Genomic DNA, 23,485 nt, shown 5'->3' with positions numbered 1-23,485 from the left:
ATTACGCCGGCGGGGAAGCCGGCGGCTGCGTCCGCGCTTGTATCAGCGCTTGTAAGCCTGCAGGCCCGGCTTGATCGTCTTGTCGTCGAGGAACTGCTTCAGACCCTGCTCGCGGCCGCGCTCCGGGTCACGCAGCTGCGCCTGGTCGAGCTTCGCATACAGGTAATCCTCGCACTGTTCCCACGTGAGTTCGCGCGAACGCTTGAAGCCGTGCTTCGCCGCGCGCAGCACGACCGGGTTCTTGTCCATCAGACGCGCGGCGAGCGCAATCGTCGCTTCACGCAGTTCGGCCAGCGGCACGCTGCTGTTCACGAGGCCCATGTCCGCTGCTTCGGTGCCGGTGAACGTGTCGCCGGTCATGATGTAGTGCAGCGCGCGGCGGTGCCCGACCGTGTCGGCCATCGCCTTGCTGACGAGGTTGCCCGGCGGGATGCCCCAGTTGATCTCCGACAGCCCGAACACCGCTTCGTCGGCCGCGATCGCGAGGTCGCACGCGACGAGCGGCGAGAAACCGCCGCCGAAGCACCAGCCGTTCACCATCGCGATCGTCGGCTTGTTGTACATCCGCAGGCGGCGCCATTGCCATTCCGATGCGTCGCGGCGCACTTTTTCCTGCAGCGCGTCGGAGCCGCCGTCGATCTCGCGGAAATATTCCTTCAGATCCATGCCGGCCGTCCACGCGGCGCCCGCACCGGTCAGCACCAGCACCTTCGCCTCGTCGTCGAACTCGACTGCGTCGAGGACTTCCAGCATCTCCCGGTTCAGCGTCGGGCTCATTGCGTTGCGCTTCTCGGGGCGATTCAACGTCACCCACGCGATGCCGGCCTCCACGTTCACTTCAACGGTCTGCCAGCGGTTGTCGTACTTGCTCATGTCTGTTCCTGTCGTTCGTTTCCAGTGCGATTCGGTGCGCAGCATTCCTGCTGCGGACGGCTTCATTTAATATCAGGCTACCTGATATTGCAAGCGGCACGAGCGCCGGTGTAAACCCGGAGCGGAACGCGGAGAAAGCGGCGGGGAAATCAGGGAGCGGTCGGGCGGCCGTCGATGGCGCGGACGAAGCGAGCGCGGGCCCGGCGGGCCCGTGTCGTGAAAATCGGGGAAGCGGTCAGCCGCGCAGGTTGCGCGAGAACAGTTCGAGCGCGCGCTGCACGTGCGCGGCGTCGTCGGCCGAGATGTCACCGAGCATGCGTTTTTCGAGCGGGCGCAGCACGGCTTCACATTCACGCAGCATCGCCGCGCCTTCGTCGGTCAGCGTCAGCAGGATGATGCGGCCGTGCGACGGGTCGGCTTCACGCGTGACGAAACCGCGGGCGGCCATCACGCTCATCACTTCATTCGCCGATTGCGGCGTGATCCACGAGCGCTCGGCCAGTTGCGCGTTCGACGATGCGCCGCGCGCCTCGAGCACCGACAGCGCCGTGTACTGCGCGAGCGTGATGCCAAGCGGGGCGAGCGCGTCGGTCATGTGGCGGCGCAGCAGCCGGTCGAGACCGCCGATCACGTAGGTCAGGCGCTGCTGCACGCGCGCCTTCGGCTTGTCTCCCGTTGCGCGGGCGGCGGGCTTCGTGGCGTTCTTCGGATTCGCGGGTTTGGTCGGTGCGGAACTCATGGTGCGGGCGGGATGGAATTGCGGGCCATCTTACCAGCACGTCGGGAGGGGAACAGGGCGTTCCAGGCATGCCGGACAGCCGCTGCGCACTCACGCGCGCATGGCGAACCGCCGGCCCGGCCGCGAAACCCGCTGCGTCAGCGGCATCCCATTAACGGCTTTCCGTATGCACTCAGCCGCGCGGCGTTCCCGCAAACCGCGCCGTCGGCAACCCCGCGTGCCGCGTCTGCGCGACGAACATGCCGCCTGCGTGCGGGTCGTCGGCCAGCGCATCGTCACTCAACCCGATGCGCGCGCTCGTCACGTACAGGCGGCCCTCACCGTCGAGCGCCGTGCAACTCGGCTGCGCGGTCGGTACAGCCACGCGATCCGTCTCGACACCGTCCGGCCCGTAGCGCACGACCCGCCGGCCACCCCACTGCGCATTCCACAGGCCGCCGTCGCGATCGACGATCGAGCCGTCCGGGTCGCCATCTGGATCGATCAGCCGCGCGAACGGCCGCACGTTGGCGACATCGCCGCCCGCACGGTAATCGCAGACGAAGATCTCGCGCACGAGCGAATCGCAAAAGTACATCTTCGTGCCATCCGGCGAGAACCCGATGCTGTTCGCAATCGCGGCCGCAGGCAACGCAAGCCGTTCGAGCGTGAGATCGGCATTGAGCCGATAGAACCCGCCAACCGCGCGCGGCGGCTCGCTGCCTTCGTCCTTCATCCCGAACACGAACGCGCCGGAACCGTCGCAGCGCCCGTCGTTCAGCCGCGTCGGCAGCTCGGATTCGACGTCGACGATCCGCGTGAACGCGCCGCTGCGCAAATTGAAGAACGCGAGATGCGTCGCGAGCCCGACGAGCAGCACGTCCGGGTCGTCGGTCAGCGCGAAGCACGCGAGCCGCTCGGGCATCGCCCACGGCGTGAGGTCGGAGCCATCCGCACGGCAGCGCCACAGTTGCGCGCCTTCGATGTCCACCCAATACAGCGCGTGCGTCCTGTCGCACCACGTCGCGCCTTCGCCGAGCATGTTGCGGGTGTCCGCCAGCAGCGTCGCCTGCCCCGCCGGATGAATCTGTTGCATGCCGTCTCCCGATATCTGTCGCTTATGCAGGCGGCCGCGCGTTCGCCAGGGTCAGATCTTCATCGCGCGCCGCTGGTTGCGACGATACTGGTCGAACAGCACCGCGAGCAACAGAATTCCGCCGCGTATCAGATATTGGTAAAACGTCGGCACGTTCAGCAGGCTCATCGCATCCTGCACGGAGCCCATGATCAGCACGCCGACCAGCACGCCGGAGATCGTCGCGACGCCGCCCGTCAGCGACACGCCGCCCAGCACGCACGCGGAAATCACACCGAGTTCGAGCCCGACCGACGTCTTCGGGTCGCCGAGGCTCATCCGCGACGCGAGCATCACGCCGGCAAAACCCGTCACGAGCCCCTGCAGCACGAACACGGTGATCTTGATGCGCATCACCGGCAGCCCCGCGAGCAGCGCGGCCTCGCCGTTGCCGCCCACCGCGAGCACGTTCTTGCCGAACACCGTCTTGCGCAGCAGGAAGCCGAACACGACGAAGCCGACGATGTTGCTCCAGATCGGATACGAGATGCCGAGGAACGAGCCGCCGCCGAGATCGAAGAAGCGTTCCTCGGAGATCATCACCGCGTCGCCGTTCGACGTGATGAACGCGAGCCCGCGCACGACTTCCATCATCGCGAGCGTGACGATCAGCGAGTTGATCCGCCAGCGCGCGATCAGCACGCCGTTGACGAGCCCGACCGCGCCGCCCGCGAGCACGCCGCCCGCGATGCCGAGCACGACGCTGTGCGTCGCGGTGATCAGCGTCGACGCGACGACGCCCGAGAACGCGACGATCGACGCGACCGACAGGTCGACCTCGCCGAGCGCGAGCACGAACATCATCGTCACCGCGATCGAGCCGATCAGCGTGACCGACAGCAGCAGGCCCTGGATGTTGCGCGGCGTGAGGAAGTCCGGCACGGTCAGCGACAGCGTCGCGAACAGCACGAGAAACACCATCACGATGCCGGAGCGGTTGATCAGCTGCCACACGCCGCCGCGCGCTCGCGCAGGTACGACGGCGGCATCGGGGGACGGGGAAGTGCGTTGGGGTTGCATTGCCTGGCTCATGTCGTTTGCATCCGGTTGATCGTTGCGGGGCGCTAGCGCGGCAGCGCGAGCTTGATCAGCGCGTCGGGCGTCGCCTGCGCCTTCGCGACCTCGCCCGCGATCCGCCCTTCCTTCATCACGATGATCCGGTCCGACACGCCGATCACCTCGGCCAGGTCGCTCGACACGAGGATCACCGTGCGGCCCGCTTCCGCGAGTTCGTAGAACAGGTTGTAGATTTCCGCGCGCGCGCCTACGTCGATGCCGCGCGTCGGCTCGTCCATCAGGAACACGTCGATGCGCTCGGCCAGCCAGCGCGCGAGCACGACCTTCTGCTGGTTGCCGCCGGACAGCGCGCCGATCGGCGTGTCGCCGTCGCGGGTCTTGATCGCGAGCCGCTCGATGTAGCGTTGCGCGAGTTCGCGTTCGCGCCGCCCGTCGAGCAGCACCCGCGCCGGGCTGAAATGCCGGCGCGCGCTGATGTTCAGGTTGTCGGCCACCGACGCGATCGCGACGATGCCCTCCTGCTTGCGGTCTTCCGGGCACAGCGCGAGGCCGGCGCGCACCGCGTCGCGCGGGCTCCCGAACGCCACCCGCTTCCCGTTCAGCTCGACATGCCCCGCGCTCGGGCGCGCGGCACCGTACAGCAGCTTCATCAGCTCCGAGCGGCCCGCGCCCACGAGCCCGAAGAAGCCGACGATCTCGCCGCGCCGCGCGGTGAACGACACCGGCTCGGACAACCCGGGCCCCACCAGCCCCTTCGCCTCGATCAGCACGTCGCCGGCCGGGCGCGGCCGGTAGCCGTACACGTCCTCGATCGAGCGGCCGACCATGCAGCCGATCAACCGGTCGCGGTCGAGATCGGTGACGGAATCGAACGTGTCGATGCGGCGGCCGTCACGGAACACCGTCACGCGGTCGCACAGTTCGTACACTTCCTCCATCCGGTGCGTGACGTAGATGATCGCGCGCCCTTCCGCGCGCAGCGCGCGGATGATCCGGAACAGCTGCGTCGTTTCGCGCGCGGACAGCGAACTCGTCGGCTCGTCGAACGCGATCACGCGCGCGTCGCGCATCAGCGCCTTGCCGATCTCGATCATCTGGCGCTGGCCGATCGACAGGTACTTCACCGGAATACCCGGATCGATATGCTCGCCGAGCCGCTCCAGCGCATCGAGCGCGCGCGCGGCAAGCGTGCGTTCGTCGACCACGCCGAGCCGGCTCGGCAGTTGCCCGAGCATCAGGTTTTCGGCGACCGTCAGCTCGGGCACCAGATGCAGCTCCTGGTAGATGATCGCGATGCCGGCCTCCAGCGCCGCGCGCGTCGACGCGAAGCGCTGCACCGTGCCGTTCAGCGTCAGCGTGCCGGCCTGCGGCTGGTTCACGCCGGACAGCACCTTCAGCAGCGTCGACTTCCCCGCGCCGTTCTCGCCCATCAGCCCGTGCACTTCGCCCGCGCGCACCGACAGCGACACAGCGTCGAGCGCGCGCACGCCCGGGAACGTCACCGTGATGCCGTCGAGCGCGAGCAGCGGGCCGCCCGGCGGCGTCTCGGCGGCATCGTTGCCGGATACGGCCGTCATCGTCTGCGTCGTCATCGCGTTCTCGCCTCGTGCGCTCAGATGCCGAGCTCGGCACGCACCGCCTGCCAGTTCGCACGCGTCATCAGCTTGCCACTCGTCTGCGTGTCGGCCGGCGGCGTCTTGCCGTCGCGAATCCATTCGACGAGGTTCTGCGTGCTGTCCTTGCCGTGATTCGTCGAGCTGACCGCGATCGTCCCGTAGAAGCCGGTCGGCTCCTTCTTCTGGAATTCGGCGAACGCCTCGCCCGCTCCGTTGATGCCCACGCCGATCACGTCGGCCGCCGGGATATGCAGCTGCTCGGTCGCGCGCACCGCGCCGAGCACGGTTTCCTCGTTCAGCGCGTAGACCACCCACTTCTTCACGTTCGGATGGCGCGCGAGCACCGGCGCGGCCGCGCTGAAGCCGCCTTCGTCGTCGGTCGTCTTCTGCGGCGCGTCGAAGATGTTCTCCTTGCGGAAACCGTTCGCGAGCAGCGCCTGCGTCGCGCCGTCGGTGCGCAGCTTCGCGGTCGGCAGCTCGTAGTTCGTGATCCGCAGCGCGCCGACTTCCTCGGGCTTCCAGCCGCGCCGTTTCATCTCGTCGGCAATCGCCTGGCCGACCTGGTTGCCGATCTTGGTCGCCGACATCCCGAGGTGCGGCACGTTCGGCAGCGGCTTGCCGGTCGAATCGACGAGTTGGTCGTCGACGGTCACGAACTTCATGTTGTAGCGCTTCGCGCGTGCGGCGATCGCCGGGCCGAGGCGCACGTCCGGCGCGCAGATCACAAAGCCCTGCGCGCCCTGCGAGCCGAGGTTGTCGATCGCGGCCAGCACCTTCTCGCCGTCGGGCGTGCCGATCTTCACGACCGAGAAATTCTCCTTCTGGCCAAGCGCGGACGCCGCGTTCTGCTCGTTGATGAACCACGCCTGCTCGGGCATCTTCACCAGGAAGCCGATCTTCAGCGGTGCGTCTGCGCGCGCGGCGCCCTGCATGCCGAGCGGCGCGATGCACAGTGCGGCAAGCAGCGCGCGCAAGGTATGGCGGCGGATCGTGTGAGTCGTGCGGTTCATGCGGTGTCTCCTTGATATCGGCTTATGCCGTAATGATTCGTCGTGTGCGATCGCGCCGCGGCGCGCCCGCGTGATCAGCGGCCGAACGCGTCGGTCTGCACGCGCCGGCCGAACAGGAACGCATCGGCGACGAGCCGCAGCGGCCGCACGTCGACGTCGCTTTCGCCACGCGCGATCAGCGCATGGAAGTGCGCATACAGCGCCGGATACTCGCGTTCGGGGCCGAGCTCGACCGGCTCGCCCGCGATCGACAATTGCGCGCCGCCGCGGCTGATCGCGAGCACGCCGTCGGCCGTGTCGACCGCGATCTCCCATTGCTCGACCGGGCCGTGCCGCCAGTCGAATTCCGCGCGCACCGGCACGCCGTCGGTATCCGCGCAATCGAGTTCGGCGGCGATCGGCGTCTGCACGTCGCTCGGCACGATGAGCGTCGCCTCGCGCAGCACGAGCTCGCGCGGCAGGATGCGCGTAACGATCGACAGCGCGTTGATGCCCGGGTCGAACACGCCGAGGCCGCCCGGCTCCCAGATCCATTGCTGCCCCGGATGCCAGCGCCGCACGTCTTCCTTCCAGCGCACCTGCACCGCGCGGATCGCGCGCGTCGCGAGCCAGGCGCGGGCGGGCTCCACCGCACTCGCGCAGCGCGAATGCCAGGTCGCGAACAGCGTGAGGCCGCGCTCGCGCGCAAGCGCTTCCAGCACGGCCACTTCGCCGAGCGTCGCGCCCGGCGGCTTCTCGAGCATCACGTGCTTGCCGGCTTCGAGCGCGGCGCGCGCCTGCGCATAGCGCACCTGCGGCGGCGCGCACAGCGACACGGCGTCGAGCTCGCGCTCGGCGGCAAGCAGCGCGCGCAGGTCGCGATAGTTGCGCACGCCGGCGACTTCCGCGTGGCGGCTCGCGCACGCGGTCAGCTTGAAACCCGGTTCGGCGTCGATCGCCGGCAGATGCTGGTCGCGCGCAATCTTGCCGATGCCGACGACCCCCAGCGAAACCTGATCACTCATCGTGCATGCCTCCTTCGCGAATCGTTCGGTGACCGTTCAGTGCGCCCAGCGCAGCACGAGCGGGTCGAGCCGGCGCGCGATCGCGAGCAGTTCCGCGCGCGTGTCCGGATGCAGTTCCGGCATCGGATGCCGCGGCCGCTCGCACGCGATCACGCCGCCTGCGCACATCAGCGCCTTCGCGGTGAGGATCCCGGACTGGCGGTTCTCGTGATTGATCAGCGGCAGCCAGGCCTGGTAGCGCGCGTAGGCGTCGTCATGGCGCCCTTCGCGCCACGCTTCGAGGATCGGCCGGATGCCGTCCGGAAACCCGCCGCCCGTCATCGCGCCGGTCGCGCCCGCGTGCAGGTCGGCGAGCAGCGTGATCGCCTCCTCGCCGTCCCACGGCCCTTCGATGGCATCGCCACCGAGCCGGATCAGCTCGCGCAGCTTGTTCGCGGCGCCCGGCGTCTCGATCTTGAAGTACGCGACCTGTTCGATCTCGCGTGCCATCCGCGCGAGGAACGGGGCCGACAGCGCGGTGCCGCTCGCGGGCGCGTCCTGGACCATGATCGGGATCGCGATCGCATCGGATACGCGCGCATAGAACTCGAAGATCTGCGCTTCGGGCACGCGGAACGTCGCACCGTGGTACGGCGGCATCGCCATCACCATCGCCGCGCCGAGCTGCTGCGCGCGCAGGCTGCGCGCCGCGCACACCTGGGTGCTGTAATGCGACGTCGTGACGATCACCGGCACGCGGCCCGCGACGTGCTCGAGGATCGTGCGCGTGAGCACGTCGCGCTCGTCGTCGGTGATCGCGAACTGCTCGGAGAAGTTCGCGAGGATGCACAGCCCGTCCGAGCCCGCGTCGATCATGAAATCGACCGCGCGCTTCTGGCTCGCGAGGTCGAGTTCACCCGTATCGGTAAACGTCGTCGGAACGACGGGGAAGATGCCGCGATAGCGCGGCGCGCTGCTCGATGTCATGGTTCGCGTCCTGCTTCGGCCTCGGTGACGACCGGCCGTCATGCGTTTACGGTTTCACGTTGCGCGGGCCGTGAGAGCCCGCAACCGGCTGCCGCGCAGCCGCGCAGCCGCTCAATGCGAATGGCTCGGTACCTCCGCGCCGCGCGTACCGACCAGGAAGTCGAGGTCGCACCCCTCGTCGGCCTGCAGCACGTGATCGATGTACAGCCGTGCGTAGCCGCCCTTGCCGAGCTGTCCGGCCACGCCCGGCGCCGCGGTCGGATCGACGTCCGATAGGCGGCGCTGCAGTTCGTCGTCCGTAATGTCGAGATGCAGCGTGCCGGCCTCGCAGTCGAGCTCGATCCAGTCGCCGTTGCGCACGGCCGCGAGCGGCCCGCCGGCGGCGGCTTCCGGTGCGACGTGCAGCACGACCGTGCCGTACGCGGTGCCGCTCATCCGCGCGTCGGAAATCCGCACCATGTCCTTCACGCCCTGACGCAGCAGCTTCGGCGGCAGCCCCATGTTGCCGACCTCGGCCATCCCCGGATAACCGCGCGGCCCGCAGTTCTTCAGCACCATCACCGAGCTTGCGTCGATGTCGAGCGCCTCGTCGTTGATCGTCGCCTTGTAGTGGTCGAGGTTCTCGAACACCACCGCGCGGCCGCGATGCTTGAGCAGCTCGGGGCTCGCCGCCGACGGCTTCAGCACCGCGCCGCGCGGCGCGAGATTGCCGCGCAGGATGCGGATGCCGCCGTCCGCGATCAGCGGCCGGTCGAGCGGGCGAATCACTTCGTCGTCGTAGTTCGGCGCTTCGCGCACGTTGTCCCACAGCGACTTGCCGTTCACCGTCAGCGCATCCGGGTTCGGCAGCAGCCCGCCTTCGCCGAGCCGGCGCAGCACCGCCGGCAGCCCGCCCGCGTAATAGAACTCTTCCATCAGGAAGCGCCCCGACGGCATCAGGTCGACGATCGTCGGCGTATCGCGGCCGATGCGCATCCAGTCTTCCAGTTCGAGCGGCACGCCGATGCGGCCCGCGATCGCCTTCAGGTGGATCACCGCGTTGGTCGAGCCGCCGATCGCCGCATTCGCGCGGATCGCGTTCTCGAACGCCGCACGCGTGAGGATCTTGGACAGCACGAGCCCTTCGAGCGCCATCTCGACGATGCGGATGCCGGACATGTGCGCGAGCACGTAGCGGCGCGAATCGACGGCGGGAATCGCCGCGTTGTGCGGCAGCGCGACGCCGAGCGCCTCGGCCATGCACGCCATCGTCGACGCGGTGCCCATCGTGTTGCAGGTGCCGGCCGAGCGCGACATCCCGGCTTCGGCCGACAGGAAGTGATGGACGTCGATCTCGCCGGCCTTCAGCGCTTCGTGCAGTTGCCACACGGCGGTGCCGGAGCCGATGTTCTTGCCTTCGAGCTTGCCATTCAGCATCGGGCCGCCCGACACGACGATCGCCGGCACGTCGCAGCTCGCCGCGCCCATCAGCAGCGCGGGCGTCGTCTTGTCACAGCCGGCCAGCAGCACGACCGCGTCGATCGGGTTGCCGCGGATCGCCTCCTCGACGTCCATCGACGCGAGGTTGCGCGTGAGCATCGCCGACGGGCGCAGGTTCGATTCGCCGTTCGAGAACACCGGGAACTCGACCGGGAAGCCGCCCGCCTCGGAGATCCCGCGCTTCACGTGCTCGGCGAGCTTGCGGAAGTGCGCGTTGCACGGCGTCAGTTCGGACCACGTATTGCAGATGCCGATGATCGGCCGGCCGTCGAACTCGTGATCGGGAATGCCCTGGTTCTTCATCCAGCTCCGGTACATGAAGCCGTTCTTATCGTTCGTGCCGAACCATTGGGTGGAGCGCAGCCTGGGTTTCGTTGCCGACATCGTCAGTCCTGTGGTGACGGGATACCGGCGCAGTCTAGGCAGAATTTTGATAACTGGCTAATGACGTTTTTGGCGATTACGATATCGATTCCGATATCGATATAAACCCGTACGATGCCCGAAGCCAGCCCGTGGGGAAACCGTGGCCGCCTGAAGACGCGCCAGCTTCTGCTGGTCGTCGCGCTTGCCGACGAAGGCAGCATTCACCGCGCGGCGGCCGCGCTGAACATGACGCAGCCGGCCGCGTCGAAGCTGCTGCGCGAACTCGAGGAATCGATCGGCGCGGTGCTGTTCGAGCGCCTGCCGCGCGGGATGCGGCCGACGCTCTACGGCGATGCGCTGATCCGCCATGCGCGCGCGGCGCTCGGCAGCCTCGACCAGGCGCACGAGGAGCTGGCCGCGCTGAAGGCCGGCCATCTCGGGCACGTGGCGGTGGGGGCGATCACGTCACCGGGGCTGCGGCTCGTGCCGCCGGCCGTCGCCGCGGTGAAGGGCACGCATGCCGGCCTGCACGTGTCGGTCGAGATCGACACCAGCAACGTGCTGCTCGAACATCTCGCACAGGAAAAAATCGACATCGTGATCGGCCGGCTCTCCGCCGAACACGACAAGCTGCGGCTGCGCTACGAGCCGTTGACCGGCGAGCCGGTGGCCGCGGTCGTGCGGACGGGCCATCCGCTGCTCGCGCAAGCGCCGCTGTCGCTCGCGGACGTGCAGCGCGCCGCGTGGGTCGTGCCGCCGGCCGGCAGCGTGCTGCGCCACCGCTTCGATCTCGTGTTCCAGCGCGCGAGCCTCGCGCCGCCGGCGAACCTCGTCGAGACGTCCGCGCTGCTGTTCATCACGCAACTGCTCGAACAGAGCGACATGATCGCGGTGCTGGCCGAGGACGTCGCGCGCTACTACGCGCGGCACGGGATCGTCACGGTGCTGCCGCTGGAGATGGATTGCCGGATGGACGACTTCGGGATCATCACGCGCACCGACCGGCTGCATTCGCCGGCCGTCGCGATGATGGCCGATGCGATTCGCGCGGCGGCGCGGGAGGTTTACGGTGTCGCGCTGTGACGTCGTCGCGGCGGTTCCAGTCGACTACGCGGCGGCGAACTCGATCACCGGTTCGCAGCGGATCGGAAAGTTGACCGAGTTCGCGATATAGCACTTCGCGTGCGCGTCATGATGCAGATGTGCCGCCCGTTCGCGATCGTCGCCGGCCTGGATCGTCACATGCGGGCGCAGCACGATTTCCGTGAAGCAGCCTTCATCGGCACTGTCGACCATCGTGCCTTCCGCGTTGTCGACATACGCAAGCACGCGAATACCCGCTTCCGAGCACAGATGCAGGTACCAGAGCTTGTGGCACGCCGATGCCGACGCCAGCAACAGGTCTTCCGGATTCCAGCGCGCGGCGTCGCCGCGAAACGCCGCGTCCGACGAACCGGGAATATCCGGCTTGGAACCGGCCCGGATCAGATGATCGCGCCCGTACTCGCGATACCCCGACGTGCCGGTGCCGCGATTGCCCGTCCACTCTACTGCGACGCGATACGTGTGTTCGCCAGATGCCATCTCGCTCTCCATTGATGTGGGTTGCTTCGGCCGGGCCGGATGTCGCTTTGCGAAGCCCGCCTGCGCTCGCCATTTTGGCACCGGATTCCCATTTGGTATACCATTATTCCAAATTGACGGAACATGCAGGCATGGAAGCCAAACTCGATTCCACGGCGGACGCGGTCGCCGCCTCGTTGCGGGACATGATCATCAACGGCGAACTGGAAGCCGGCGAGCGGCTCGTCGAGCGCGATCTGGCCGACCGGTTCGGCATCAGCCGGATTCCGATGCGCGAGGCGATCCAGCGCCTGGAACGCGAAGGCTTGCTGGACATCTTCAGGAATCGCGGCGCCGTCGTGCGCATGCTGAGTGCGTCGGACGTGCAGGAAATCTACGACCTGCGCGCGCTGCTCGAAGGCGACGCGATCTACCGGAGCGTGAAGCGGCTCGACGACGAGACGCTCGCACGCGCCGAGCTCGTCCATCGTTTGCTCGGTGACGCGGCCGTGCCGCGCCGGCAGGGTGAACTGAACCGCGAATTCCACGCGCTGCTGTATTCGTGCTGCGGCAACGCTCGGCAGTTGAAGACGATCGCGGAACTGCGCAGCCAGGTTGAACGGTACGAGCGCCTGCAGGCCACGCTGCTCGCGGATACGCCGTCGTTCCAGGTCGAGCACGAGGAGATCCTGCAGGCGTGCCGTGAACGCAATGCGCGTGCAGCGCGCTCGATGACGGTCGCGCATCTGGAATCGGCCAGAAGCATCGTGATGCGGCTCGTCGAAGGCAGGTGAGGACGGCGGTGCGTTTGCCGCTTGCCATGTGCCGTTTGCCAAGGCGGGCGCCACCCGATGCCGGGTCGCAACGATCACGACAGCGACTTCAACCTACTCGCCGCCGCCACGCATCAAACCGACGGCGTCGCGCCCCCGCCCGGTACGCGCCCCGTCGTACCCCGCACCACCAGCTTCGGCAGCGACGCGGTCCGCACGCGCGATGCCGCATCGCTGTGACCACCCGCCTCGCGCAGCGCATTGAGCAGTTCGACCGCGAGCCCGGCGGCCTCGGCGGTCGGGATCGCGACGGTCGTCAGCGTGGGCCGCGTGTCGCTCGCCAGGTGAATGTCGGTGATCCCGACGATCGACAGATCATCGGGCACACGCCGGCCGCGATCGGCCGCCGCATGCATCGCGCCGATCGCAGGCAGGTCGTTGGTCGCGACCAGCGCGGTCAACCGCGGGTGCGCATCGAGCAACCACCCCGCCGCGCGCACGCCGCCTTCGATCGAATCGGGCTCGGCCGCGACGATCGACGCATCGAGCCCCGCTTCGCGCATCACGTCGACGAAGCCGTCGTAGCGCGCCGCCTGCACGCCGCTCGCCGACCCGCCGATGATCACGCCGATGCGCTCGTGGCCCAGTTCGAGCAAGTGCCGCGTCGCGATCCGCCCCGCCTCGCGGAAATCGATCGCCACGCACGGCAACCCGTCGGGCGGCGCCTCGGGCCGCTCCCACAGGCACAGCACGACCGGCACGCCGCGTGCCGCCACGTCGCGCAGATCCGGCAGATGCAGGTTCGCATTGGTCACGAGAATGCCTTCGGAGATCGTGCCGGCGATCTGGTCGAGATACGCACGCCCCTGCAACGGATCTTCGTTCGTGTTGCAGACGATCAGGAACTGCCCGTTGCGCCGCACCGCACGCTCGACCGCCAGCGCGAACTCCGGATAGAACGGGTTCGCGATGCTCGACACCATCAGCGCGACCGTCGGCGCACGCCCTTCCGCCAGCGCCCGCGCGGCGAGATGCGGCCGATACCCGAGCGCCGCCACGGCCTCCAGCACCCGCGCCCGCGTCGCCTCGCCCACCCGGCCGCGGTCGCGCAGCACGTTCGACACGGTCGCGGCCGTCACGCCGGCGCGGCGCGCTACTTCATCCAGGGTTGCCATCGCTTGCTCACTATATGAGACGTCTATCCAGTATTTGCTTCGCTTACCGAAGCGGCGCACTATCGCCGCACACCCTGCCGCCCGACCGACGGGCGCGACTCGGCCGCGATCGCATCGCCTCTTTTTTTGATCGCGATGATTAAGCGCTTAATCACTGATGAAAGCGCATTAGAACATGGAGCGGAGACAATGGCGAGCATCTCGATGCGGCGCGTGCAGAAAGCCTATGGCGATCACGCGCCGGTCATTCGCGACGTCGATCTGGAGATCGGCGCGCACGAGTTCTGCGTGTTCCTCGGGCCGTCCGGATGCGGCAAGTCGACGTTGCTGCGGATGATCGCCGGGCTCGAGGATCTGAGCGCGGGCGAGCTGTCGATCGACGGCCGCCGCGTCGACGACGTGCCGGCCGCCGAACGCGGCGTCGCGATGGTGTTCCAGAGCTACGCGCTGTTTCCGCACATGACGGTCTACGAGAACATGGCGTTCGGGCTGAAGCTCGCGCGCGTGCCGAAGGCCGAGATCGACCGGAAGGTGCGCGATGCCGCGCGCATCCTGCAGCTCGATACGCTGCTCGATCGCAAGCCGAAGGCGCTGTCGGGTGGACAACGGCAGCGCGTCGCGATCGGCCGCGCGATCGTGCGCGAGCCCGGCGTGTTCCTGTTCGACGAGCCGCTGTCGAATCTCGACGCCGCACTGCGCGGCCAGACCCGCATCGAGATCGCGAAGCTGCACCGGCAGTTCGAACGCGCGAGCGTCGTCTACGTGACGCACGACCAGACCGAAGCGATGACGCTCGCCGACAAGATCGTGCTGCTGCACGCCGGCGCCGATACCGCGCAGCACGGCAGCATCGCGCAGGTCGGTGCGCCGCTCGACCTCTACCACCACCCGGCGAGCCGCTTCGTCGCGGGCTTCATCGGTTCGCCGCGCATGAACTTCCTGCCGGCCGTCGTGACCGCCTGCGACGCGCATCGCACGACCGTCACGCTCACGCCGTCCGGCGAAACCTTCGTACTGCCACGTGACGGCTCGGCGCTCGGCGCGGGCGCCACCGTGACGCTCGGCATTCGCCCCGAACACCTGACGCTCGGCGCCGCACACGACGCGACGGCGCTCGCGCGCGACGTCGCACTCGTCGAACGCCTCGGCGAACAGACCTACGTGCATCTCGACCAGCCCGGCGGCCACTCGATCATCGCGAAGGTGCCCGGCGACGCGCAGGTGCGCAGCGGCGAACGCGTGCGTGTGCATGCGCCGGCCGCGGCCTGCCATCTCTTCACCGACGACGGCCGCGCGGTGCCCGCGCGCGCCGACGTCCACGTTCACCACTACGCATAAGGATCGGGCATGCGCCTCGGAGTCTGTTACTACCCGGAACACTGGCCGGAAACGATGTGGGCCGACGATGCCCGCCGGATGAAAGCCCTCGGCATCGAGCAGGTGCGGATCGCCGAATTCGCGTGGAGCCGCATCGAGCCTTCGCCGGGCGAATACGACTGGGGCTGGCTCGATCGCGCGATCGACGTGCTCGGCGCGGCCGGCCTCGAGATCGTGATGTGCACGCCAACCGCGACGCCGCCGAAATGGCTGGTCGATCGCCACCCCGACATCCTCGCGATCGGCGCGGACGGCCGGCCGCGCGCGTTCGGCTCGCGCCGCCACTACGACTTCTCGTCGCCGACCTATCTCGAGGCGTCGCGCCAGATCTGCACGGCCGTCGCCGAACGCTACGGCCGCCACCCGGCCGTGCGCTACTGGCAGACCGACAACGAGCTGGGCTGCCACCAGACCGTCGTCAGCTACTCGCCGGCCGCGCTCGTGCGTTTCCGTGCGTGGCTGAAGGCGCGCTACGGCACGATCGACGCGCTGAACCGCGCGTGGGGCACCGTGTTCTGGAGCATGGAGTATCGCCATTTCGACGAGATCGACGCACCGGTCGGCACCGTGACCGAGGCCCACCCGTCGCATCGCCTCGACTACCGGCGCTTCGCGTCGGACGAAGTCGCGCGCTATCACCGGATGCAGGTCGACGTGATCCGCGCGCATTCGCCGGGCCGCCCCGTCGCGCACAACTTCATGCAGCTGTTCACCGAGTTCGATCACTACGAAGTCGCGCGCGACCTCGACATCGCGACCTGGGACAGCTATCCGCTCGGCGCGCTCGAGGAGCAATGGTTCGCACCCGACGTGAAAGCGCGCTGGCTGCGCACCGGGCATCCCGACTTCGCGTCGTTCAATCACGATCTCTATCGCGGCATGTCGAAACTGCCGTTCTGGGTGATGGAGCAGCAGCCCGGCCCGGTGAACTGGGCGCAGTGGAACCCTGCACCGCTGCCGGGCATGGTGCGCCTGTGGAGCTGGGAAGCGTTCGCGCACGGCGCCGGCTGCGTGTCGTACTTCCGCTGGCGGCAGGCGCCGTTCGCGCAGGAGCAGATGCATGCGGGCCTGCATACCCCCGATGACAAGCTCGACGAAGGCGGCCGCGAGGCACAACGCGTGGCGCAAGAGATCGCGGCCGTGCACGACGCCGGCGCGGATGCGGACGGCGCCGTGCGCGCTCCCGTCGCGCTGGTCTTCGATTACGAAGCGAAGTGGCTGTTCGAAGTGCAGCCGCAGGGCGCCGATTTCCATTACCCGCGCTTCGCGTTCGAGTACTACTCGGCGCTGCGCTCGCTCGGCCTCGACGTCGACATCGTTTCCGCGCACGCGCCGCTCGACGGCTACCGCCTCGTCGTCGTGCCGCCGCTGCCGGTCGTGCCGAACGATTTCGCCACGCGGCTCGCCGCCTCCGGCGCGCATGTCGTGCTCGGCCCGCGCACCGGTTCGAAGACCGTCGACCTGCAGATCCCGCCGACGCTGCCGCCCGGCCCGCTCGCGTCGATCCTGCCGGTGCGCGTGTGGCGCGTCGAATCGCTGCGGCCGAACGTGACCGAGCGGATCGACGGCACGCTGCGCGACGGCGCGCCGCTCGCCGGCAACGCACGCCACTGGCGCGACTTCGTCGAGCTGCACGACGACACGCACGGCGTCGTGCGTGCGCGCTTCGCCGACGGTCACCCGGCGTGGGTATCGCACGGCACGCTGCACTACTGGGCCGCGCTGTTCGATGACGCGACCACCGCCCGGCTGTTCGCCGATGTCGCGGCCGAAGCCGGCCTCGCGCCCGCGCCGCTCGGCGACGGCGTACGCGTAAGCCGGCGCGGCGGCCTGACCTACGTTTTCAACTATGGCGACGCGCCGCACACGATCGACGCGGTACCGCCGTCCGCGTTCGTGCTCGGCACGACGCAAGTCGGGCCGCAAGACGTGGCCGTGTATCGAAGCCGTCCGTAGCAACCGCGACCGGCGCCACGACGCGCCGGTCACGCACAACGACACCCAGGACTGGAGACACGTATGACCCATCGCCCCCTTCGCACCGCCGTTCGGCTCGCCACGGCCGCCGCTGTCGCACTGGCATCGCTCGGCATGACGGCGCCCGCCGATGCCGGCACGCTGACGATCAACATCGCGTTCAAGGGCGCCAGCCAGCGCGCGGTCTGGCAGTCGACGATTGAAGCGTTCCACAAGGCGCATCCCGACATCGACGTGAAGGCGACCTTCGTCGACGAGGAAGCGTACAAGGTGCAGCTCCCCGCCTGGCTCACGACCGTCGCACCGGACGTCGTGAACTGGCACGCCGGCGAACGGATGGCGTACTACGCGAAGCGCGGGCTGTTCGAGGACCTGAGCGGCGACTGGACGAAGAACGGCTGGGGCACGATGTACGCGTCGACGCGCGACGCATCCTCGTACAACGGCAAGCAGTACGCGGCGCCGACCGTCTACTACTCGTGGGGGCTGTTCTATCGCAAGGACCTGTTCCACAAGGTCGGCATCGCCGACGAGCCGAAGACGTGGGACCAGTTTCTCGACGCGTGCAAGAAGCTGAAAGCGGCCGGCATCACGCCGATCGCGGTCGGCGGCCGCGACGCGTGGACCCTCGCCGGCTGGTTCGACTATCTCGACCTGCGCCTGAACGGCAACGTGTTCCACCAGCAGCTGATGGCCGGCGACGTGCCGTACACCGACCCGCGCGTGAAGAAGGTCTACACGACGTGGAAATCGCTGATCGACGCGGGCTACTTCATCGACAACGCGCTGTCCTACGATCTCGACGGCGCGCAGCCGTTCCTGTTCCAGGGCAAGGCCGCGATGATGCTGATGGGCACCTTCATCGCGGCGGGCTTTCCGCCGAACGTGAAGCAGGAAATGGGCTACTACCGCTTCCCGATCATCGACCCGAAGGTGCCGACCGCCGAAGACGGCCCGGTCGAATCGCTGCACATTCCGACGAAGGCGAAGAACAAGGCCGACGCGCACACGTTCCTCGCGTTCGTCGAAACGCCCGAGATGGGCGCGAAGCTCGCGGAAGGGCTCGGCTCGCTGTCGGCCAACAGCAAGTCGCCGGAGCCGGCCGATCCGATCTCGCGTATCGGCTTCCGGATCCTCGCCGACACGAAGGGCGGCGTCGCGCAGTTCTACGACCGCGACATGACGAAGGAAATGGCCGACGAGGGGATGAAGGGGATGCAGCAGTTTGTCGCGAATCCCGCGCAGCTCGATACGGTGCTCGCGCAACTCGAACAGACCCGCAAGCGCATCTACAAGAAGTGACCGTGTGACTCAACCGGCGGCCTCGTGCCGCCGTGCCCGTTCAGGAGGCTTGCCGTGTCCAGTCCGATCACGTCCACCCCGCCCGCCGGCGCGGGCGCCGCGCCGCCGCCGCGCGGCGCATCCGCCGCCACCGCCCTGCCCGCACGTCGCCCGTCACCTGCCGTGCGGCGGCAACAGCGCGCCGCATGGCTCTTTCTCGCGCCGGCCTGCGCGATGGTGGCCGTCTATGTGATCTGGCCGATCCTGTCGACGCTGTGGCTGAGCCTGTACAACTGGGACGGGATGACCGAGCGCACCTTCGTCGGTCTCGCGAACTACGCGGAGCTGCTGCATGCGCCGACGTTCTACACCGCGCTGCGCAACAACGTGATCTGGCTCGCGCTCTTCATGCTCGCGCCGCCGCTCGGCCTCGCGCTCGCGTTGTACCTGAACCAGGCGGTGGCCGGCATCCGGCTCGTGAAGTCGCTGTTCTTCGCGCCGTTCGTGCTGTCCGGCGTGGTCGTCGGGCTGATCTTCTCGTGGTTCTACGATCCGACGTTCGGGCTGCTCGCGCTGATCGCCGGGCACGGCATCCCGGTGCTCGGCGACGCGCGCTATGCGACGTTCGGCATCGTGTTCGCCGCGCTGTGGCCGCAGACCGCGTACTGCATGATCCTGTACCTCACCGGCCTTACGTCGCTCAACCCGGAACAGATCGAAGCCGCACGGATGGAAGGCGCGCGCGGCTTCGCGCTGCTGTGGCACGTGGTGCTGCCGCAGTTGCGACCGACCACCTTCATGGCGATCGTCGTCACGGTGATCGGCGCGCTGCGCAGCTTCGACCTGATCTCGGTGATGACGAGCGGCGGCCCGTTCGAGAGCTCGACCGTGCTCGCGTATTACATGTACGACCAGGCGATCAAGTACTACCGGCTCGGCTATTCCGCGTCGATTGCGGTCGTGCTGTTCGCGATCATGCTCGTCTACATCGTGTTCCAGTTGCGCCGCCTGCTGCGCAACGAGCAATAACCTGACCGGTGGCCATCATGTTTCCGACTCCCGTTGCCCAATGGAAGCCTGTCTCGCGCAGGCTGTACAAGTTGTCGCTGCCGGTTGCGCTGCTGATCTGGCTGTTGCCGATGATTGCCGTGTTCATTACGTCGGTGCGCTCGACCGAGGAACTGGTCGAGGGCCACTACTGGGGCTGGCCACGGCACTTCTCGATGATCGAGAACTATCGCGACGCGCTGACGACGTCGCCGATGCTGCATTACTTCTGGAACAGCGTGCAGATTACGGTGCCTTCCGTTGTCGGGTCGATCGCGCTCGCGGCGATGGCCGGATTCGCGCTGGCGACCTACAAGTTTCGCGGGAGCACGGCGCTGTTCGGGACGTTCGTTGCCGGTAACTTCGTGCCCGTGCAGGTGTTGATGATTCCGGTGCGGGATCTGTCGCTGCGGCTCGGCGTGTTCAATACCGTCGAGGCGCTGATTCTGTTTCACGTCGCGTTTCAGACCGGGTTCTGCACGCTGTTCCTGCGTAACTTCATCAAGCAACTGCCGTTCGAGTTGATCGAAGCGGCAAGGATCGAAGGGGCGGGGGAATGGACGGTGTTTTACCGGATCGTGCTGCCGTTGATTCGGCCCGCGTTGGCCGCGCTGGCGATTCTCGTTTTTACGTTCGTGTGGAATGACTACTTCTGGGCGCTGTGTCTCACGCAAGGGGACGAGGCTGCGCCGATTACGGCTGGCGTTGCCGCGTTGAAGGGGCAGTGGACGACGTCTTGGAATCTCGTGTCGGCCGGGTCGATCCTGGCGGCGTTGCCGTCCGTCGCGATGTTCTTCGCGATGCAGAAGCATTTCGTGGCGGGGCTGACGTTTGGTGCGACCAAAGGCTGAACGCGCAGCTTCGCGTATTCGTATCTCCCCCTCCGCATCGTGAGGTTGCCCGCTTCGGCGGGCTTTTTTTGTTGGCGTAAATTGACTGGGAACGCGGTATATGCCGCTCATTTTCAACCACAAGAAGCCGTTCGACATCGCATCTCGGTTCGCCGACAATTGAGCGCCGCCTGCATTCACGGACCACTGACGGGTACCTCTATGCCGATCACGGAATTGCCGCATCGACCATACGGGGCCGTTGTTGTGCTCAACGGTCCGAGTAGTGCAGGAAAAAGTACGCTGGCCAGGTATTTATGCGAGAACTTGATTGAACATCATTTGCACGTGGAGCTGGACGTGTTCCGACACATGGAGCCAGCAAACTACTGGGAAGTTGAGAAGCAGGAGATAGAGGTTCGTATGGCCGCGCTGTGCCGAGCAATCAATGCCACTGCCGCGACTTTTTCCAGGCATGGTCAGCCAGTGATCGTTGACCATGTCCTTTCATCCGATGCATGGCACTACATGCTCGAAGACTTGGTCGGTCTCCCGGTCCTCATCGTCGGAGTCTTTTGTTCGCTCGAGATTCTGATCGAGCGCGAGCTTGCCCGTGGCGACCGTAAGATCGGATTGGCAAAGTCTCAATTCCACTCGATTCATGCTGACCGGCACTACGATCACGTCATCGATACGTCGTTTACAAACGCACTCGAGTGCGGCCAGTCCGTACTGGCATGGTTGCGGACTCGACCTAACCCCACTGCATTCTCGAAAATGCGTCAGCAATTTTTCGGCAAGGCAAAGTAGCCAGATGTCGGCTGCCACCAGCGGTCCGTCGTGAATTGCTTCAGAATACCGACTGATGAAGCAACGCCACGTTTTGTACGACCCCATTTCAGTGAGGCGTCAAATGGTTGATTGGTCTGCTATTGCGACAGTCGCTTCTGTCTATGCTGCAGGGGCCGTCGTACCCGGGCCGAACTTCGTCGCAATCACTCACAAGGCGGTCACTGGCACACGTGCCGATGCGCTCGCGCTTGTCGCCGGAATCGTGACGGTAAATCTGTTCTGGGCGACTTGCGCCATCCTGGGTCTCGGAATGGTGTTCGCCATTTTCCCGTGGCTCGCTGTCGGCGTCAGGCTTGCTGGCGCGGCTTATCTGATCTGGTTTGGGCTACGGCTCGTTGCGTCGGCACGTTCAACCCCACCAGCATCACGTCACCCAACGAAGGCGCCGCTGTTTCGCAGCGCGTTCCTGCAAGGCATCGCGACAAATATCGCGAACCCGAAGTCCATCGCCTTTTATGCGGCGGTGTTTTCCTCAGCGGTGCCCTCCCATGTTTCCACGCCGACGTTCGTCGAGATGCTGGCTACTGTCGGTGTATCGGCGACGTGCTGGTACGGAGCAGTCGCGCTCGTTCTGTCGCACGCGGCGATCGCGACCGCATATCGTCGCGCGAAGGCGTGGATCGACCTCACATGTGGCGGGCTCATGATTGCGCTGGGAATCCGGCAGGCATTTCGTTGAACACTGCGCCCGGCGGACTCTGTCTGAACGGCCGCGTTGCATATGGGCGACCGTTCCTTGCGGGTCCGACATCGGCGGGCATCCGCAAACAACGTCTTTCGCACCACCGTCGCTATGCCGCACTCGGGCCACCACCCTTGATCCGCAGTTGCACATCAACCGCCCCAATATTCTTCTCATGCGCCACGAGCATCTGCGTGAGCGCATGGTGCATATCCGGCTGCACAAGCGTCGGCAGCAACGCCTGCAGCTTCCGCACAACCCACCGCTGCCCACGATTCAAAAACGCCAGCCGCTCGGCCAGGTCCTCGATCGCCATCGCCTTCTCATAGAACGCCCCGGTAGCATGCGTTGGCGTCGCATCGAGCGACCGAATCGCATCGACCAGTACCGCGCACCAGTGCGCCTCATCCTGCCGAATACTCGCGACGAGCCGATGAAGTTCGGGATCGTCGATTTCCGCCGCCGTCTCCGACGCAACCCGCGCACCTGCGCGCTCGGCTTCCAGCAGCTCATTCAACAACACAAGCAACGCGTCGCGCTGCGCATCAGCGAATTCTTCCGCTGCTTTGGCAGGGCGGGCGTCGTTCCCGTCGTCGTGGGTCCGGTTCGACATGCGATGTCCTCCGTTCAGGAAGCGTGGCGCACCGGTTCGCCCGGCGTGAATCCGCGGGCACTGCGCTCACGACAGCGTCCACGCATCACGGCTGACAACAGCGGGGCCACACGAAGAATGGCTCACAGTCTGACATGGCCCTGTGACACGCGTCTGCAGCCGACCCGCTGTGCCTGATGCGCATCAAGACACACCGCCACGCACAGCCGACCTCAAGTCCACCCTTCGAGCCTCAACGTCGACCGCACCAACCGCTGCTCCTCCTGCTCAATCTCCCGCAGATACTCCACGCATTGCCGGATATGCTCGCTCGCCGCCTTGCGCGCCTGATCGGGCAACCGCCCCGTCACCGCGTTATAAAGCCGCGCATGCTGCCGATCTATCTGCTTTTTCAACGGCTCGCGGTGATAGAGATTGTTCACGGACGCAAACACCGAACTCAGCAACAAATCCGTCAACGACTGCAGCGTATTCACGAGCACCGGGTTATGCGACGCCTCACAGATCGCCAGATGAAACGCGTGATCGAGCTTCGCGCGCGCGGCCGGGTCGAGATCCTGCGCATCGGCCGCGGTCATCTCCTCATAGCGGCGCTTGATCAGGATGAAATCGGCCGGCGTCCCACGCAGCGCCGCGAGCCGCGCGGCCTCCGTCTCGAGCATCCCGCGCACCTCGAACAGATCGTACAGCGTGCGCGGCTGCGAGCCGAGCAGATGCATCATCGGCGTGATCTCGCGTTGCGGGGTCAGGCTCGCCACGAACGAGCCCTTGCCGTGCGTGGTGTCGATGATCCCGCGCGCACGCAGCAGCTTCATCCCTTCACGCACGGCCGTGCGCGACACGCCGAGCTTCTCGGTCAGCCGCCGTTCGGACGGTAATGCCTGCCCGGCCTTCAGCACGCCGTCGACGATCAGCTGCTCGATGCGCTCGGCAACGACGTCGGCCACGTTCCGCGCCGGGCCCACTCGATCCTGCGTTTCCATACTGGTATGACCACTCCGGAAGGATATCGGCGATTTTCCCACAAACCCTTTTAGCCATTCAGTTTTATGGCGACCGATATAGCAGATTTCCGGCCGCCTCATAAAAACTGGTATGACCACATTCGCCACGTCTGGACACGCGCGCGCC

Annotated in this window: 21 protein-coding genes and 1 pseudogene; 9 read left to right on the top strand and 13 right to left on the bottom strand. The window is 66.8% G+C overall.

The genetic code is table 11. From position 1 onward, the window contains the following. Positions 1-42: 42 nt before the first annotated feature. The 9 genes from CFB43_RS17865 to CFB43_RS17825 all read right to left on the bottom strand — a co-directional run bounded on the left by CFB43_RS17865 (position 43) and on the right by CFB43_RS17825 (position 10,202). On the bottom strand, positions 43-873 hold the full coding sequence (locus CFB43_RS17865; RefSeq protein WP_089495957.1) for a p-hydroxycinnamoyl CoA hydratase/lyase: 831 nt from the start codon (positions 871-873) through the stop codon (positions 43-45). Positions 874-1,108: 235 nt separating this feature from the next. Further along, complete coding sequence (locus CFB43_RS17860; RefSeq protein ID WP_089495956.1) at positions 1,109-1,612, bottom strand: MarR family winged helix-turn-helix transcriptional regulator; 504 nt, start codon at positions 1,610-1,612, stop codon at positions 1,109-1,111. A 172-nt stretch (positions 1,613-1,784) separates the two neighbouring features. Beyond that, a complete protein-coding gene (locus CFB43_RS17855; RefSeq protein ID WP_089495955.1) occupies positions 1,785-2,687 on the bottom strand; it encodes an SMP-30/gluconolactonase/LRE family protein in 903 nt (300 codons plus the stop codon). Positions 2,688-2,738: 51 nt separating this feature from the next. After that, on the bottom strand, positions 2,739-3,758 hold the full coding sequence (araH, locus tag CFB43_RS17850; RefSeq protein WP_089428760.1) for an L-arabinose ABC transporter permease AraH: 1,020 nt from the start codon (positions 3,756-3,758) through the stop codon (positions 2,739-2,741). A gap of 32 nt (positions 3,759-3,790) precedes the next feature. Further along, entirely contained in the window at positions 3,791-5,335 is a 1,545-nt protein-coding gene (gene araG, locus CFB43_RS17845) for an L-arabinose ABC transporter ATP-binding protein AraG (RefSeq protein WP_089495954.1), read from the bottom strand. A gap of 20 nt (positions 5,336-5,355) precedes the next feature. Further along, positions 5,356-6,369 carry an arabinose ABC transporter substrate-binding protein gene (locus tag CFB43_RS17840; RefSeq protein WP_089495953.1) on the bottom strand — a complete coding sequence of 338 codons (1,014 nt, stop codon included), beginning with the start codon at positions 6,367-6,369 and terminating at the stop codon, positions 5,356-5,358. A 74-nt stretch (positions 6,370-6,443) separates the two neighbouring features. Continuing rightward, on the bottom strand, positions 6,444-7,373 hold the full coding sequence (locus CFB43_RS17835) for a Gfo/Idh/MocA family protein (protein ID WP_089495952.1): 930 nt from the start codon (positions 7,371-7,373) through the stop codon (positions 6,444-6,446). A 36-nt stretch (positions 7,374-7,409) separates the two neighbouring features. Then, the gene (locus tag CFB43_RS17830; RefSeq protein WP_089495951.1) at positions 7,410-8,339 is read right to left on the bottom strand and encodes a dihydrodipicolinate synthase family protein; all 930 of its coding nucleotides are present in this window, start codon (positions 8,337-8,339) and stop codon (positions 7,410-7,412) included. Between the two features lie 111 nt (positions 8,340-8,450). After that, a complete protein-coding gene (locus CFB43_RS17825; protein ID WP_069252773.1) occupies positions 8,451-10,202 on the bottom strand; it encodes an IlvD/Edd family dehydratase in 1,752 nt (583 codons plus the stop codon). Positions 10,203-10,316: 114 nt separating this feature from the next. On the opposite strand from CFB43_RS17825, the gene CFB43_RS17820 reads away from it, so the two are divergent. Next, positions 10,317-11,267 carry a LysR substrate-binding domain-containing protein gene (locus CFB43_RS17820; protein ID WP_089495950.1) on the top strand — a complete coding sequence of 317 codons (951 nt, stop codon included), beginning with the start codon at positions 10,317-10,319 and terminating at the stop codon, positions 11,265-11,267. 24 nt (positions 11,268-11,291) lie between these two features. Here the strand turns inward: CFB43_RS17820 and CFB43_RS17815 are convergent, their stop codons facing one another. Next, positions 11,292-11,768 (bottom strand): OsmC family protein, encoded by a 477-nt coding sequence (locus CFB43_RS17815; protein ID WP_089495949.1) that lies wholly within the window; start codon positions 11,766-11,768, stop codon positions 11,292-11,294. Between the two features lie 131 nt (positions 11,769-11,899). On the opposite strand from CFB43_RS17815, the gene CFB43_RS17810 reads away from it, so the two are divergent. Further along, positions 11,900-12,541, top strand: a complete 642-nt coding sequence (locus CFB43_RS17810) for a GntR family transcriptional regulator (RefSeq protein ID WP_089495948.1) — start codon at positions 11,900-11,902, stop codon at positions 12,539-12,541. Positions 12,542-12,654: 113 nt separating this feature from the next. On the opposite strand, the gene CFB43_RS17805 is transcribed toward CFB43_RS17810, so the two are convergent. Continuing rightward, positions 12,655-13,695, bottom strand: a complete 1,041-nt coding sequence (locus tag CFB43_RS17805; RefSeq protein WP_089495947.1) for a LacI family DNA-binding transcriptional regulator — start codon at positions 13,693-13,695, stop codon at positions 12,655-12,657. Between the two features lie 189 nt (positions 13,696-13,884). Between CFB43_RS17805 and CFB43_RS17800 the strand changes: the two genes are divergently transcribed. The 7 genes from CFB43_RS17800 to CFB43_RS17770 all read left to right on the top strand — a co-directional run bounded on the left by CFB43_RS17800 (position 13,885) and on the right by CFB43_RS17770 (position 21,738). Continuing rightward, positions 13,885-15,033 carry an ABC transporter ATP-binding protein gene (locus CFB43_RS17800; RefSeq protein WP_089495946.1) on the top strand — a complete coding sequence of 383 codons (1,149 nt, stop codon included), beginning with the start codon at positions 13,885-13,887 and terminating at the stop codon, positions 15,031-15,033. Positions 15,034-15,042: 9 nt separating this feature from the next. After that, positions 15,043-17,028 carry a beta-galactosidase gene (locus tag CFB43_RS17795; RefSeq protein WP_089495945.1) on the top strand — a complete coding sequence of 662 codons (1,986 nt, stop codon included), beginning with the start codon at positions 15,043-15,045 and terminating at the stop codon, positions 17,026-17,028. A 63-nt stretch (positions 17,029-17,091) separates the two neighbouring features. Continuing rightward, on the top strand, positions 17,092-18,351 hold the full coding sequence (locus CFB43_RS17790; protein ID WP_089495944.1) for an ABC transporter substrate-binding protein: 1,260 nt from the start codon (positions 17,092-17,094) through the stop codon (positions 18,349-18,351). Between the two features lie 54 nt (positions 18,352-18,405). Then, positions 18,406-19,359, top strand: a complete 954-nt coding sequence (locus CFB43_RS17785) for a carbohydrate ABC transporter permease (RefSeq protein ID WP_089495943.1) — start codon at positions 18,406-18,408, stop codon at positions 19,357-19,359. A 17-nt stretch (positions 19,360-19,376) separates the two neighbouring features. Further along, positions 19,377-20,228, top strand: a complete 852-nt coding sequence (locus CFB43_RS17780) for a carbohydrate ABC transporter permease (protein WP_089475931.1) — start codon at positions 19,377-19,379, stop codon at positions 20,226-20,228. A 201-nt stretch (positions 20,229-20,429) separates the two neighbouring features. Continuing rightward, a complete protein-coding gene (locus tag CFB43_RS17775; protein ID WP_089495942.1) occupies positions 20,430-21,017 on the top strand; it encodes a chloramphenicol phosphotransferase CPT family protein in 588 nt (195 codons plus the stop codon). Positions 21,018-21,120: 103 nt separating this feature from the next. Next, complete coding sequence (locus CFB43_RS17770; RefSeq protein ID WP_089495941.1) at positions 21,121-21,738, top strand: LysE family translocator; 618 nt, start codon at positions 21,121-21,123, stop codon at positions 21,736-21,738. 112 nt (positions 21,739-21,850) lie between these two features. On the opposite strand, the pseudogene CFB43_RS17765 reads toward CFB43_RS17770, so the two are convergent. Together CFB43_RS17765 and glcC are read right to left on the bottom strand one after the other, a co-directional pair. Further along, a pseudogene (locus CFB43_RS17765) lies at positions 21,851-22,294 on the bottom strand (DUF6306 domain-containing protein); the annotation flags it as partial. Positions 22,295-22,566: 272 nt separating this feature from the next. After that, positions 22,567-23,337: a transcriptional regulator GlcC gene (glcC, locus tag CFB43_RS17760; RefSeq protein WP_089428743.1), complete on the bottom strand. Its 771-nt coding sequence runs from the start codon at positions 23,335-23,337 to the stop codon at positions 22,567-22,569. Positions 23,338-23,485: the final 148 nt, after the last annotated feature.

This window comes from Burkholderia sp. AU15512 (genome assembly GCF_002223325.1).
GTDB lineage: Bacteria > Pseudomonadota > Gammaproteobacteria > Burkholderiales > Burkholderiaceae > Burkholderia.
The sequence above is the reverse complement of the archived record's forward strand: the minus strand, read 5'-3'. Positions and strand labels throughout refer to the sequence as shown.